At 70.0% G+C, this 12241-nt stretch carries 15 protein-coding genes; 6 read left to right on the top strand and 9 right to left on the bottom strand.

Annotated features, from left to right (window positions below):
* Positions 1 to 4 precede the first annotated feature (4 nt).
* Genes OG905_RS07545 through pqqA form a run of 6 tightly spaced genes read right to left on the bottom strand, consistent with a single transcriptional unit; the run spans position 5 to position 4652 of the window.
* The gene (locus OG905_RS07545; protein ID WP_328666901.1) at positions 5 to 1552 is read right to left on the bottom strand and encodes a glycoside hydrolase family 88 protein; all 1548 of its coding nucleotides are present in this window, start codon (positions 1550 to 1552) and stop codon (positions 5 to 7) included.
* Entirely contained in the window at positions 1549 to 2643 is a 1095-nt protein-coding gene (gene pqqE / locus OG905_RS07550; protein ID WP_328666902.1) for a pyrroloquinoline quinone biosynthesis protein PqqE, read from the bottom strand. The genes OG905_RS07545 and pqqE overlap by 4 nt, the downstream gene beginning before the upstream one ends.
* The gene (pqqD, locus tag OG905_RS07555; protein WP_328666903.1) at positions 2640 to 2915 is read right to left on the bottom strand and encodes a pyrroloquinoline quinone biosynthesis peptide chaperone PqqD; all 276 of its coding nucleotides are present in this window, start codon (positions 2913 to 2915) and stop codon (positions 2640 to 2642) included. The genes pqqE and pqqD overlap by 4 nt, the downstream gene beginning before the upstream one ends.
* The gene (pqqC, locus tag OG905_RS07560; protein ID WP_328666904.1) at positions 2912 to 3637 is read right to left on the bottom strand and encodes a pyrroloquinoline-quinone synthase PqqC; all 726 of its coding nucleotides are present in this window, start codon (positions 3635 to 3637) and stop codon (positions 2912 to 2914) included. The genes pqqD and pqqC overlap by 4 nt, the downstream gene beginning before the upstream one ends.
* Positions 3634 to 4530, bottom strand: coding sequence for a pyrroloquinoline quinone biosynthesis protein PqqB (gene pqqB / locus OG905_RS07565; protein ID WP_328666905.1), 897 nt, complete (start codon positions 4528 to 4530; stop codon positions 3634 to 3636). The genes pqqC and pqqB overlap by 4 nt, the downstream gene beginning before the upstream one ends.
* 11 nt (positions 4531 to 4541) lie before the next feature.
* Positions 4542 to 4652: a pyrroloquinoline quinone precursor peptide PqqA gene (pqqA, locus tag OG905_RS07570; RefSeq protein WP_328666906.1), complete on the bottom strand. Its 111-nt coding sequence runs from the start codon at positions 4650 to 4652 to the stop codon at positions 4542 to 4544.
* A 273-nt stretch (positions 4653 to 4925) separates the two neighbouring features.
* Here pqqA and OG905_RS07575 point away from each other — a divergent pair, with 273 nt between their 5' ends.
* The 5 genes from OG905_RS07575 (at position 4926) to OG905_RS07595 (ending at position 8293) form a co-directional block, all read left to right on the top strand.
* Positions 4926 to 5768, top strand: coding sequence for an aldo/keto reductase (locus tag OG905_RS07575; protein ID WP_328666907.1), 843 nt, complete (start codon positions 4926 to 4928; stop codon positions 5766 to 5768).
* A 146-nt stretch (positions 5769 to 5914) separates the two neighbouring features.
* Positions 5915 to 6655: an SDR family NAD(P)-dependent oxidoreductase gene (locus OG905_RS07580; protein WP_328666908.1), complete on the top strand. Its 741-nt coding sequence runs from the start codon at positions 5915 to 5917 to the stop codon at positions 6653 to 6655.
* A gap of 8 nt (positions 6656 to 6663) precedes the next feature.
* The gene (locus OG905_RS07585) at positions 6664 to 7188 is read left to right on the top strand and encodes an NUDIX hydrolase (RefSeq protein ID WP_328666909.1); all 525 of its coding nucleotides are present in this window, start codon (positions 6664 to 6666) and stop codon (positions 7186 to 7188) included.
* Positions 7189 to 7293: 105 nt separating this feature from the next.
* A complete protein-coding gene (locus OG905_RS07590) occupies positions 7294 to 7710 on the top strand; it encodes a hypothetical protein (RefSeq protein WP_328666910.1) in 417 nt (138 codons plus the stop codon).
* A 127-nt stretch (positions 7711 to 7837) separates the two neighbouring features.
* Complete coding sequence (locus tag OG905_RS07595) at positions 7838 to 8293, top strand: RICIN domain-containing protein (protein ID WP_328666911.1); 456 nt, start codon at positions 7838 to 7840, stop codon at positions 8291 to 8293.
* A gap of 1 nt (position 8294) precedes the next feature.
* Here the strand turns inward: OG905_RS07595 and OG905_RS07600 are convergent, their stop codons facing one another.
* Complete coding sequence (locus tag OG905_RS07600; protein WP_328666912.1) at positions 8295 to 9167, bottom strand: class I SAM-dependent methyltransferase; 873 nt, start codon at positions 9165 to 9167, stop codon at positions 8295 to 8297.
* Positions 9168 to 9193: 26 nt separating this feature from the next.
* Positions 9194 to 10156: an AraC family transcriptional regulator gene (locus OG905_RS07605; protein WP_328666913.1), complete on the bottom strand. Its 963-nt coding sequence runs from the start codon at positions 10154 to 10156 to the stop codon at positions 9194 to 9196.
* An 81-nt stretch (positions 10157 to 10237) separates the two neighbouring features.
* Here OG905_RS07605 and OG905_RS07610 point away from each other — a divergent pair, with 81 nt between their 5' ends.
* Entirely contained in the window at positions 10238 to 11071 is an 834-nt protein-coding gene (locus OG905_RS07610) for an NAD(P)H-binding protein (RefSeq protein ID WP_328666914.1), read from the top strand.
* A 191-nt stretch (positions 11072 to 11262) separates the two neighbouring features.
* Here OG905_RS07610 and OG905_RS07615 read toward each other — a convergent pair whose 3' ends face one another.
* Complete coding sequence (locus tag OG905_RS07615; RefSeq protein ID WP_328666915.1) at positions 11263 to 12219, bottom strand: helix-turn-helix transcriptional regulator; 957 nt, start codon at positions 12217 to 12219, stop codon at positions 11263 to 11265.
* Between the last annotated feature and the right edge of the window lie 22 nt (positions 12220 to 12241).

The following is a 12241-nucleotide window of genomic DNA, read 5'->3' on the forward strand; positions in this document are numbered from 1 at the left end:
GTTGTCACCTGGCCCTGAGTTGTTCGTTCATGATGAGAAAGGCACCGAGACCGTGGAAGTCATTGGTCTTCCGGTCGCGGTTGATGTAGTAGCTGTAGTTCCCGACGTTCGTCCCGATGGAGATGTCGGTGAGATTGGTGCGGCCGTCGCCGCCGGTCGAGATCTTTTCCAGCACGCCCTGATATCCGTGCTGTGCCACCTGTGCGTAGTGCGCGTCGACATATCCCTGCTGTACTGAGCGGGAAAGGGCGAAGGTGAACATGCTGGAGCAGGAGGTCTCGGTCCAGTTGTCGCCGTGCGAGCCCTTGTCGACGACCTGGAACCAGCGGCCGGTGGCCGGGTCCTGGTATTTCTCGATGCCCGCGGCGAGCTTTCGCAGCACGGTCAGCAGCTGGGCCCGGCGGGGATGGCCGACGGGGACGGCGTCCAGGACGTTGACGATCGCCATCGAGTACCAGCCGATGGCGCGGCACCAGTGCTCGGGCGCCAGTCCGGTTTCCGGATCGGACCAGCTCGCTTCGCGCGACTCGTCCCAGGCGTGCTTGAGCAGTCCGCCTCCCACCTGCAAGTGGCTGCCGTAGACGGCGAGTTGCTTGGTGGCCTCATTACTTGTGTACGCCGAGTCGTTGAATTCCGTTCCGTACTCGACGAGGAAGGGGTTCACCATGTAGACGCCGTCGGCCCACAGCTGGCTGCGCCGGGAATCCGATGTCGAATGCCAGAATCCACCGTCGGAGGTACGGGGATAGGTGGTGAGCCGGTCCCGGATCTTCTTGGCGGCTTTCTGGTAGCGCGCCTGGCCCGTCTCGTGGTGGAGGATGTTCAGCAGCCGTCCTGCCTGCATGCTGTCGAGATTGTTGAAGCTCTGCCCGATGTTTCCGCCGTTGTCGACGAAGCGGTCGACATAGCTCTTGATGTAGCCGATATAGCGGGCATCGTGGGTGCGCTGATAGACGAGGTACTGGCCGTAGAGATACAGCCCCACGGGATAGGACCAGCCGCCGATGTCGCTCGGGGAGTAGCGGGCCATCGTGGACTCGACCATGGCGACCGACCAGTCGGCGGTGGAGGAGTCTTCGCCGATGGTGAGCGAGTCGAGATTGGGGCCGCCGACCGCACCGGCGGAGGTGGCCCGTACGGTATTGGTCCCCGCCTTCAGCTCGGCGGTGACGTTCTTGGTCTGCCAGCCGGTCCAGCTGCCGGTGGAGCCGAAGACCAGGTCGTCGGCGACCAGTTGGCCGTTGACGGTGATGTCGAGCGGGCGGTTCGCCGTCGTGCCGTTGGCGAATCTCAGGGCCAGAGTGGCGCTGGTGGTCTCGGCGGAGTCGACGGTGAACTCGACATGACTGCCGGCCGCGTTGTCGTAGTTGACGAATCCGGTTCCGGTGAATCCGGCGTGGTTGCTCTCCACGGCGCCCTGGTGGATGAGGGCGCTCTCGGCCTCGTACCGAACGGCCGCGGCCTGGACTGCGGGGTCCGCGCTCGCGGGCACGGCGGACAGGGTGCTGCCCGCGAGAGCGGCCGCCAGCAGCAGGGGAGTTGATCGCTTCATGGTCCTTCCTTGCGATAGGCGTACGCGGGTGCGGCCACCGGCACGGGGAGGCGCGGGCGGTCGACGAGATCGCGTACGAAGGGGTGGTCCGGCGAGAGACGGCAGGCCGGATCGGTGCGGGTGGCGTCGCCGGTCAGGGCGTACGCCTGGCAGCGGCAGCCGCCGAAGTCCTTGGTGCGCAGCTCGCAACTGCGGCACGGGTCCTGCATCCACTCCTCGCCGCGGTAGAGGTTGAAGGCTTTCGAGTCGCGCCAGATCCACTCCAGGGAGTGGTCCTTGACGTTGGGGGCGTCCAGGCCGGGCAGGGACGCGGCCGCCGGGCAGGGGTGGACCGTGCCGTCGGGTGCCACGGTGAGCGAGAGAGCACCCCAGCCGCCCATGCAGGGCTTGGCGATGCCGTCGACGTAGTCGGGAACGACCCAGACGAGGTCCAGCCGGCCCGCCAGCCGGGCCCGCCATCGTTCGATCGCGGAGCGCGCGGCGGCGATCTGCTCACGGCCGGGCAGCAGGGCGTCCCGGTTGCGCAGGGCCCAGCCGTAGAACTGGGCGTTGGCGAGTTCGATCCGCTCCGCGCCCCAGGCCAGGGCGAGTTCGACGAGGTCGTCGAGCGCGTCGAGATTCCCGCGATGGAGTACGACATTGAGGCCGAGGGGCAGATCAGCCTCGCGTACGAGCCGGGCGGCTCGCTCCTTGGCCGCGAAGGAGCGGGCTCCGGCGATGAGTTCGGAGGCGGCCCGGTCGGCGTGCTGGACGGAGAGCTGGACGCTGCGCAGCCCGGCGCCCGTCAGCGCGGCCAGTCGCTTCTCGTGCAGGCCGACCCCGCTGGTGACCAGCTGCGTATGGATTCCGGCGCCGTCTGCCGCGGCCACGATCTCGGGCAGATCCCGGCGCAGCAGCGGCTCTCCGCCGGAGAGATGGCACTGTACGACGCCCAGGTCGGCGGCTTGCCGGAACACCTCGGCCCACTGAGCAGTGGTCAACTCATCTGACCGACCGACCAGTTCGACGGGGTTGGAGCAATAGGCGCAGTGCAGCGGACAGCCGTGACTGAGCTCGGCGAGGAGCGCCCACGGCGGGTCGACGGATGTCACTTGAGCCAGCCCTCCTTGCGCAACCGCCCCAGAAACTCGGGGACTTCCGCGGCTACGGGCGCACCCGGATGCTGTTCGGCGAGCTCGGCCACGATCGCGCCGACGTCACGCACGCCGTCGCAGAGCCGCAGGATGGATCCGGCGTTGCCCTGGAGCACGACCACCCGCTCGGGCAGTACGAGCAGATCGGCGCCGCGCACCCGGTCGTGCCGGAACACCACCGACCGTGAGAGCACGGGTTTCCAGGTGTCGCTTGGCCAGGTATCGCTCATGGCCGCTCCCCCGCGCCGTCCACGGCGTCGAGCAGCGACCAGAGCACATCGCACTTGAAGCGGAGGGCGGCCACAGCCGCCTCCTGCTCCTGCCGGGTCGCCGCCCAGGCGAGGACGAGCGCGAGGGCTTCTTCGCTGTCGCGGCCGCCCTGTCCGATGCGGCTCTGGAAGTAGACGAGTCCGTCGGCCTCGATCCAGCGGTAGTGGCGTTCGAAGGCGTCGATGCGGGTGCGCATGATGGTCGGCGCGGCGAGTTCGGTGAGGGAGGCGGCGACGGCTTCGAGCGGGGAGCGCAGCCGGCAGAAGTTGACGTATCCGTCGACCGCGAGCCGTACGCCCGGGAGTACTTCCGCGCCCGACCGGAGCCGCTCGCGGTCGATCCCGGCGGCTTCGCCGAGCCGCAGCCAGCGCTCGATGCCGCCCTCGCCCTCCACCAGTCCGTCGTGGTCCTGGATCCGGCGCAGCCAGGAGCGGCGCAGCGAGGAGTCGTCGAACTTGGCGAGGATCAGTGCGTCCTTGACGGGGATGTGGCGCTGGTAGTGGAAGCGGTTGAGGATCCAGCGGCGCAACTCGTCCGGGCGCAGGGCGCCTTCGTGCATGCGTACATTGAAGGGGTGGCGGTCGTGGTAGCGCTCGGCGGGTACGGCGCGCAGCCGCGCCGTGAACTCCTCGGGGCTCCACAGCTCACCGGCGCCCGTTGCGGGCGGAGCGACTGTGCTCACAGCTCGATCACCATTCGGTCGGCGGCGACCTCGAGTCCCCAGTCGCCGAGCAGCGCGTGCTGCGGGGCGTCCGGGTCCGCGAGGGGGTTGGTGTTGTTGAGGTGCGTGTAGAGGCAGCGGGCGCGCAGCCCGCTGAGGCGGCGGGCGGTGCCGTTCGGCCCGGCGATGGGCAGATGGCCCATTCCGGTCGCGGTCCTGGCCGAGACTGAGGTGCGTATTGGCTCGTCGTCGTCCCAGAAGGTGCCGTCGATGATGATGCAGTCGGCCTCCTCGACGGCTTGCTGGAACTCGTCGCTCCAGTGGGCGAGGGCGGGTGCGTAGAGCAGGCTGCGGCCGGTCGTGCTCTCGCGCAGCCGGAGCGCGACGACCCAGGTGCGCTCGTCCCCTCCGGTGCCAGCGGCGTAGCGCGGTCGCTTGGCCGAGAGGGGTACGGCAGCTATCTCCACGGTGCCGCTCTTGGTCAGCGGTTCCGCTTCGTGGCTCAACTCCCGCCACTCGATACGGGTGTAGGGGGCGAGCACTTCGCCGAGCCTTAGTCGTCCGAGCAGCGCGTCCCGTACCGGCCGGGTGGCGAGGATGTCGAAGCCGTCGGCCTCGCGCAGCCGGGCGATCCCGAGGGTGTGGTCGAGTTCGGCGTCGGTGAGGATCACTCCGGCCACGGGGGACTCGCGCGGCCCCGGCCCGGGCCGCAGCGCGTGGCTGTCCTCGATCTGGTCGCCGATGTCGGGGGTGGCGTTGACGAGAAACCAGCGGCCCTCGTCCGCGCGCAGTGCGAGTGAGGCGTGACGGCGGCGCCGGTGCGGGTGTGCGCGTGCCCCGGCGCAGCCGGGACACGCACAGTTCCACTGGGGCAGTCCGCCGCCCGCCGCGGTGCCGAGCACCTGCAGCAGCATGGCGGCGGGGTCTACCGGTCGGTGAGGGCGTAGGCGGTGACCTCGAGCGCGGTCTCGACGACCGTGTACTCGGGGGTCTGCCAGGTGGCCGTCTCCTCCGATGTTTCCTTGTTGTCCTGCATGAGCCGTACCTGCCTTCCTGAGATGTGGGGGTCAGGAGTGATTCAGGAGCGATTGCCCGGTGACGCATGGTGGAGCAGGACTGAAGCATCCGTTCACATGAGTGTCCGGCGTTCAGTTATGTGCCATAGAGTTGCGTCTTGAGGAGACGTGGTCAATGGTCCGGACCGATAAGGTCGGAGCTGTATCAGGCCAACTTCGGCGTCGGGAATGCGTCTACGAAGGTGATCGTTGACGATGGGAGTACCAACCGACGACGTAAGGATCGACCGCTCGTGAGCAAGGTCCCCTCCCTCACCCTCAACAATGGCGTCGCGATGCCGCAGCTCGGCTTCGGTGTCTGGCAGGTGCCGGACGACGAGGCGGCGAAAGCGGTTGGCACGGCTCTGCAAGCCGGCTACCGCAGCATCGACACCGCGGCCATCTACGAGAACGAAGAGGGCACCGGACATGCCGTGGCCGCCTCCGGAATCGCCCGCGAGGAACTCTTCATCACGACGAAGCTGTGGAACGGCTCGTCCGTGACATGGACGCGTGACGCCGTCCTGCGTGAATTCGACGCCTCGCTGAAGAAGCTGGGCCTCGACCATGTCGACCTCTACCTGATCCACTGGCCGCGCGCGATGCGCGAGGACTACCTCACGATCTGGCAGACGTTCACCGAGATCGAGCAGAGCGGCCGCGCGAAGGCGGTCGGCGTCTCCAACTTCAAGGTGCCGCAGCTCCGTCGCGTCATCGAGGAGTCCGGCGTCGTACCGGCCGTCAACCAGGTCGAGCTGCACCCGCAGCTCCAGCAGGCGGAGCTGCGCGCCTTCCACGCCGAGCACGGAATCCGCACCGAGGCATGGTCCCCGCTGGGCCAGGGCAAGGGCCTTCTGGAGGTCCCGACGGTCGTCGCGATCGCGCAGAAGCACGGCAGGACGCCCGCCCAAGTGGTGCTGCGCTGGCACCTGCAGACGGGGAACGTGGTCATTCCCAAGTCGGTGACTCCGTCGCGTATCGCCGAGAACTTCGATGTGTTCGGCTTCGAGCTGGACGACGAGGACATGCTCGCCATGGCCGCCCTGGACGAGGGCAAGCGACTGGGCCCCGACCCCGACGGCTTCGACTGGAACTGACGTCCCTGATCGACGCAAAGGGCGTGCCCCTGGCTGCTGTTCAGCAGCCAGGGGCACGCCCTTCGGGGCCCGCTCGGGTCGGCGGGCCCCTGATGGGCTACGACTTGCTGTCGAACGCACCACGCAACAAGCACAGGAGGCAGCACGTGTCACGTCCGGTCACCATCGTCACAGGCGGCAGCAGGGGTATCGGCGCAGCGACATGCGTCCGGCTGGCGGCCGACGGCCACGACCTGACCCTGGCGTACCTCAGCAACAGCGCGGCGGCGGACGAGGTCGCAGCCGCTGTACGTGCGGCGGGCGCCCGCTGCGTCACGGTGCAGGCGGACACGTCCGAAGAGGCGGACGTGGAGCGGCTGTTCGACACCGCCGCGCGCGAACTCGGCCCGGTGACGGGCCTGGTCAACAACGCCGGAGTGACCGGCCCGCTCGGCAGACTCGCCGACACCCGCACCTCGGACCTGCGCCGGGTGGTCGAGGTGAACCTCCTGGGCTACCTGCTGTGCTGCCGGCGGGCCGCCCGCGACATGGCGGCGCTCGGCTCCGGCGCCATCGTCAACATCTCCTCCGCGGCGGCGACGCTGGGCAGCCCCGGCGAGTACGTCCACTACGCCGCGACGAAGGCGGCCACCGACGCCCTGACGGTCGGCCTGGCCAAGGAACTCGGCCCGGACGGCATCCGGGTCAACGCGGTCGCGCCCGGCGTCATCAACACCGACATGCACGCCACCATGGGCGACCCCGACCGCCCGTCCAAGGCGGCCACCACGATCCCGCTCGGCCGCCCCGGCGAACCGGAGGAGATCGCCGCGGCGGTCGCCTGGCTGCTGTCGCCCGACGCCTCGTACACGACGGGCACGGTCCTGAGGGTCTCCGGCGGCCGGTGACCGGCACCATGTCCGAACGGGTGGAACGCGTGGACGAGCAGGACCGGGAGCTGGGCGTCGTCGACCGGGATGAGGCCATCCGCAACCGGTGGCTGCACCGGGTGGCGACCGTCGTGTGCCGGGACGCGACGGGACGGATCCTGGTGCACCGGCGACCGGGAAGCGCCGCGCGCTTCCCGGGCCAGTACAACTGGATGCTCGGCGGAGCGGTTGAGGCGGGCGAGTCCTACGCGGACGCCGCCGGAAGGGAACTCGCCGAGGAAGCCGGGATACGGGCCCAGGTCCGGTTCGTCCTCAAGTTCCTGTGCCACGGGACGATCAGCCCGTACTGGCTCGGTCTGCACGAGGCCGTGATCGAGGGCGACCTGACGCCGGACCCGCGGGAGATCGCGTGGCACGCCTGGCTGCCCGAACCCGCGCTGCGGGAGGCACTCGATCAGTGGCCTTTCGTGCCCGACTGCCGGGAGGCCTACGCGAGGTATGTCGCACTGCCCGGGGGCCACCGGTCCAGCGAGCTTGCGACTGATCCGTAGCGCAACCAAGGGCCGTTTCACCACGAGCGCGTCGATTCCTCATATTTACGCCCCATATGCCTAGGGTTGGTGATCCGTAGTCCCCCTTCCCTCTGGAGTGATCCCATGGAGCGTTTCAAGCGTGCGTCGGTGACCGGAATCGCGACGGCCGCCGTGCTGGCCGGTTCCGTCGGAGTGGCCATGGCCGTTGTCTCCCCCGCGCCACCGGCGACGGACACCGGCCGTGACAGCGCGAGACCGGCCCACGCAGGACCCACGCTGACGGCCAGAGCCACGACCGACGGCGTCCAGGCGTGGCAGGAGTTCCGGGTGTACGGCAAGGCCCGGCAACTGCCTCCCGGGACCCGGGTCACGCTGCAGCAGAAGCAGAACGGCAGGTGGGTCACCCTGCCCGCCTCCATGAACCTCACGCAGCGGTCGACCTACAAGATGCGGGTTTACCTCGGTCTCAAGGGCCGCAACACGCTCCGGATCGTCGGCGGAGGCATCGCGTCGCCGCCCCTCAAGGTGCGGGTGCACTGAGTCCGGCACGGCTTAACCGGCAGGTGTCGCCCTCGCCGCCGTCAGGCGTCCGGCGAGGGCTTCGCCCAGCCCCTCTCGTACGATCGGTCAGCGCGAACGCGACAGGGTCGACCGAGAGGTACGAACATTGAGCGGGGCACTGGCACCAGGGCTCTATCTGGTGCGCAACATCGGCAGCGGGCTGCTCCTCGAGGTGTACGGCGGAGCCAAGGGCAGCGGTGCCAACGTCCAGCAGGGCAAGGACAGCGGAGCCCCGGCCCAGCAGTGGCAGATCGATCCCGTGCCGGGTGGCAGCGGGCTCCACCACTTCGTGAACGCCGCCAGCGGAAAGCGGCTGGACGTGGCGAACGCATCCACCGAGAACGGCGCCAACATCCAGCAGTGGAAGGCCAACAACTTCGGCGCCCAGGAATGGATCGTCGAGCAGCACCTGGACGCGCCGGGCACCGTCACCGTCGTCAGCTTCATCAGCGGTCTGCTGCTAGAGGTCGAGGGCGGCAGCACCGAGGACGGCGCGAACGTGCGGCAGTGGGAGGACACCGACTCCCCCGGCCAGTGGTGGCGCCTGGAGCCCTGTTCCTGACTCAGTCCCGCCGTGCGGTGTGCACCGTGCGCGCGGTGAGCAGGTACACGTCCGGGCGATGGAGCAGACCCTGCGGGTCCTCGGGGTCGAGCAGCCGGTCGAGCACCGCGACATCGTCCGTCGCCAGCCGTCCGTCCAGCATCCTGCGCTGCCAGCCGACGGCGCCGACGAGATGTTCGCGTACGGCCTCGGGCACCGGCGCGGGGATGTCGAGCAGGAACGAGCGCGTCCCGCTGGGCGAGAGGCCCGCGGCGGCCATCAGTGCCCGCCAGTCCTCGACCTCGTCCTTCGCTCCGGGCAGCCCGGCCCGCATCTCGATGAACCACTCGCCCTGCGCCGCGTCCAGCCTGCTCTCCAGACCCGGGCGGCCGATCCCGATGTCGCGCGGCAGCTGACGCGCGGGCAGTCCGCCCTCCGCGATCGCGAGCAGCCCGCCCGGGCGCAACAGCCGGGCGAAGCCGCCGAGCGCGGCGCGCTGGTCGCCGATGTGGTGCAGCGAATTACCCGCCCAGATCAGATCCGCCTCGCCCAACTCGTCGATTCCGTCCGGGAGTTCGGCGTGGTGCGTACGGACGCGGTCCCCGAGCCCGGCGCGCTCGGCGCGGGCGCGGGCCCGTTCGAGCAACGGTTCGGTGGCGTCCACGGCCACCACTTCCGCGTACGGGAACGCCCGAGCCAGCAGCAGGGTCAGCACTCCCGGGCCGCTGCCGATGTCCAGGATCCGCCGGACCCCGGCCACCGGCAGCAACTCACCCAGCCAGGCCCCCACCTGCTCGTACAGGGGGCCCTGGAACTGTGCGTTGCGCTCGAGCAGGCCGCTCATCTCGTCCCAGTCGATGTGCGTGCCGTCGTGATTGTCGTGGTGATGACTCATGCCCTCAGCGTCGCGCCACGGCGCCCTCAGCGCGACTCTTGTTGCCGTTCCGGCAAAGCTGCGCCGGTGCGGTGTTCCTGCGGGCTGATGCCCCGTACCCGCTTGAATGCGGTGCTCAGCGCGAACGAGCCGCTGTAGCCGACCTTTCTGGCCACCGCCTCGACCGTCGCGTCGGTGTCGCGCAGCAGATCCGCCGCGAGCGCGAGCCGCCACCCCGTGAGGTACGCCATCGGCGGCTCCCCCACCAGATCGTTGAAGCGGCGGGCCAGCCCGGCTCTGGAGGCTCCGCACTTGGCGGCCAGCGAGGCCACCGTCCACGGGTGCGCCGGGTCGTCCTGAAGCAACCGCAGCGCCCGGCCCACCACCGGGTCACCCATGGCCAGATACCAGGCGGGCGCCTCGGCGCCGGGGCGCGAGAACCAGGCCCGCACCACGGCGATCAGCACCAGATCCAGGATCCGGTCGAGCACCACGCTCTGGCCCGGCTCGTCCCGGGAGATCTCGTCGTCGAGCACCGGCATCAGCGGGCAGTCCCAGACGTCGGCGGGCAGATGGAGCAGCTGGGGCAGCGCGTCGAGCAGCCGCGCGCTGACCTCGCCCTTCATCTGGTACGTCCCGACCAGCATGGTGGCCGAGCCGTGCGGGTCGTTGCCCCAGCTGCGTACGCCCAAGTGCATGGACTCCGCGAGCGGTTCGCCCTGGAGGGTGTGGCAGGTGCCGCCGGGACCGATCAGCGCCGTCGGCTCGCGGGTGACCTGGTCCGCCGCGGTGTACGGTCCCGGGCCGCGTGCGATCGCGACATCGCCGGGACGCAACAGCACCGGGTCACCGTCGTCGGGCATGATCCAGGCCTCGCCCGCGGTCATGCAGAGCAGGGAGAGCGGGGCCCTGTCCTCGATGCGTACGGACCACGGCGGCTCCATCACCATCCGCAGGAGGAAGGCTCCCCTGGCGCGCGGTCCGTCGAGAAGTCCGGCGAGAGCGTCCATGGTCCTCAGCGTAGACGGACGCATATGGCATTGAGCTTCTCGCACATGGAGAGTCCAGACCGTGGCCGCGAACCTTGAGGCATGACAGAGAACCTGAAGCAGGAAACGGTGTTGGTGACAGCGGCCACGGGCAAGACCGGACGACGGGTCGCGGAGCGCCTCGCGGCACGCGGCGTGAACGTGCGGACCGGATCGCGCAAGGGATCGGTCCTCTTCGACTGGGAGGACGAGTCGACCTGGGGACCCGCACTGCGGGGCGCGGACGCGGCCTACGTCGCGTACTTCCCGGACCTCGCGGCCCCCGGCGCGCCCGAGGCGATGCGGGCCCTCGGCCGGGTGGCGGCAGAGAGTGGCGTGAGGCGTCTGGTGCTGCTCTCCGGCCGCGGTGAGCCGGACGCGGTGGTCGCGGAGGAGGCGCTGCGGGAATCGAGCCTGGACCTGACGGTCGTGCGGGCCAGTTTCTTCGCGCAGAACTTCAGCGAGGGCGCGATGTACGAGGGGGTAGTCGCCGGAGAGCTCCCCTTCCCCGCCGGCGAGACCGCCGAGCCCTTCATAGACGCCGACGACCTGGCGGACGTCGTGGTCGCGGCGCTCACCGAGGACGGTCACGCCGGACGGGTCCATGAGCTGACGGGACCGCGGCTGCTCACCTTCGGCGAGGTGGCCGCGGAGATCGGCCGGGCGTCGGGTCGCGAGGTGCGGTACGTCCCGGTGTCCGGGGTGGAATACGCCGAGATGCTGCAGCAGTTCGGGTTCCCCGGACCGGAGTCGGAGTGGCTGTCGGACCTGTTCACGATGCTGCTCGACGGCCACAACGCGTCGCTGACGGACGGGGTGCGGCGGGTGCTGGGCCGCGAGCCGAGGGATTTCACGGCCTTCGCGACCGACGCGGCGGGCGTGGGGGCGTGGGGGTAAGGCCGGGGGCTCGGCCGCACATTTCAGCCCGTCCGGCGTTTGAGGACACGTGCGAAGCGCGTACGGGGGTCCGGGGGCCCGCCCCCAGTTCGGGGTGGGGGTACCTCCCACGGCCGCCAGGCCGTAGGGGGAGGGCGGGTAGGGGCTGTATCGATGTGCGGCTCCGCCGCGTGGGCCCGCCGCAGGCGCCCCTACCCGCACGCGTACCGCTCCGCCAGCGCACGAGCCGTCGCCGCAAGCCGGGCCCGGAGCTCAGGCGGCCCCAGCACCTCGATCTCCGCCCCCATGCCCAGGAATTCGCGATGCGCGTGATCGACGGACTCGATCGGCAGCACCGCCCGCGTCCAGCCGTCCGCCTCCTCCGCGCCGGTGTCGGCCAGTGCCCGGGCCGCCGCGCCCGTCAGCCGCGCGGCCGCGGCCGGCGAGAGACGCACAAGCGCATCGCCGCCGTGCAGCCGGGCGTGGAAGTCGGCCTGGTAGCGCTGCCAGTAGGCGGCCAGATCGAAGTCGACCGGCAGCTCGAACTCCCCTTCTCCTACCGCGAGTTCAAGGATCTGGTCGACGCGGAACGTCCGCGGGCCCGGCCCGGCGACGACGTACCAGCGGCCCGCCTTCAGCACCAGGCCGTACGGTTCGAGGCGCCGGTCGACATCTGTCGGCTCCTTCCAGCGGCGGTAGCGGATGTCGAGCACTCGGCTGTGCCAGACCGCGTCCGCGACCGCCGTCAGATACGGCACCTCGTCGTCGGACGCGTACCAGCCGGGCGCGTCCAGATGGAAGCGGGACCGCATCCGGTCGGCCTGGTCGCGCAACTCGGCCGGGAGCGCCGCACGGAGCTTGAGCTGGGCCGCGGCCAGCGCCGAACCGAGGCCGAGCTCGGCGGCCGGTCCCGGGATCCCGGAGAGGAACAGCGCTTCGGCCTCCCCCGCGGACAGGCCGGTCAACCGGGTGCGGTAGCCGGCGAGCAGCTGGTATCCGCCGGCGTGGCCGGCGTCCCCGTACAGCGGAACACCGGCGGTGTGCAGCGCCTCGACATCGCGGTAGACGGTTCGTACGGACACCTCCAGCTCCCGCGCGAGCTGGGCGGCGGTCATCCGACCGCGGGTCTGGAGCAGCAGGAGGATCGAGACAAGTCGGCTGGACTTCACTGACACATGATGTCAGTGAAGC

The sequence above is a fragment of the Streptomyces sp. NBC_00322 genome (assembly GCF_036147535.1).
In the GTDB taxonomy this organism is placed as follows: Bacteria; Actinomycetota; Actinomycetes; order Streptomycetales; family Streptomycetaceae; genus Streptomyces.

Bases quoted from the DNA above. Each gene is read 5' to 3' on its own strand.
- OG905_RS07545 (WP_328666901.1), bottom strand. From the start codon at position 1,552: ATGAAGCGATCAACTCCCCTGCTGCTGGCGGCCGCTCTCGCGGGCAGC.
- pqqD (WP_328666903.1), bottom strand. From the start codon at position 2,915: ATGAGCGATACCTGGCCAAGCGACACCTGGAAACCCGTGCTCTCACGG.
- pqqB (WP_328666905.1), bottom strand. From the start codon at position 4,530: ATGCTGCTGCAGGTGCTCGGCACCGCGGCGGGCGGCGGACTGCCCCAG.
- pqqA (WP_328666906.1), bottom strand. From the start codon at position 4,652: ATGCAGGACAACAAGGAAACATCGGAGGAGACGGCCACCTGGCAGACC.
- OG905_RS07585 (WP_328666909.1), top strand. From the start codon at position 6,664: ATGTCCGAACGGGTGGAACGCGTGGACGAGCAGGACCGGGAGCTGGGC.
- OG905_RS07590 (WP_328666910.1), top strand. From the start codon at position 7,294: ATGGAGCGTTTCAAGCGTGCGTCGGTGACCGGAATCGCGACGGCCGCC.
- OG905_RS07600 (WP_328666912.1), bottom strand. From the start codon at position 9,167: ATGAGTCATCACCACGACAATCACGACGGCACGCACATCGACTGGGAC.
- OG905_RS07605 (WP_328666913.1), bottom strand. From the start codon at position 10,156: ATGGACGCTCTCGCCGGACTTCTCGACGGACCGCGCGCCAGGGGAGCC.
- OG905_RS07610 (WP_328666914.1), top strand. From the start codon at position 10,238: ATGACAGAGAACCTGAAGCAGGAAACGGTGTTGGTGACAGCGGCCACG.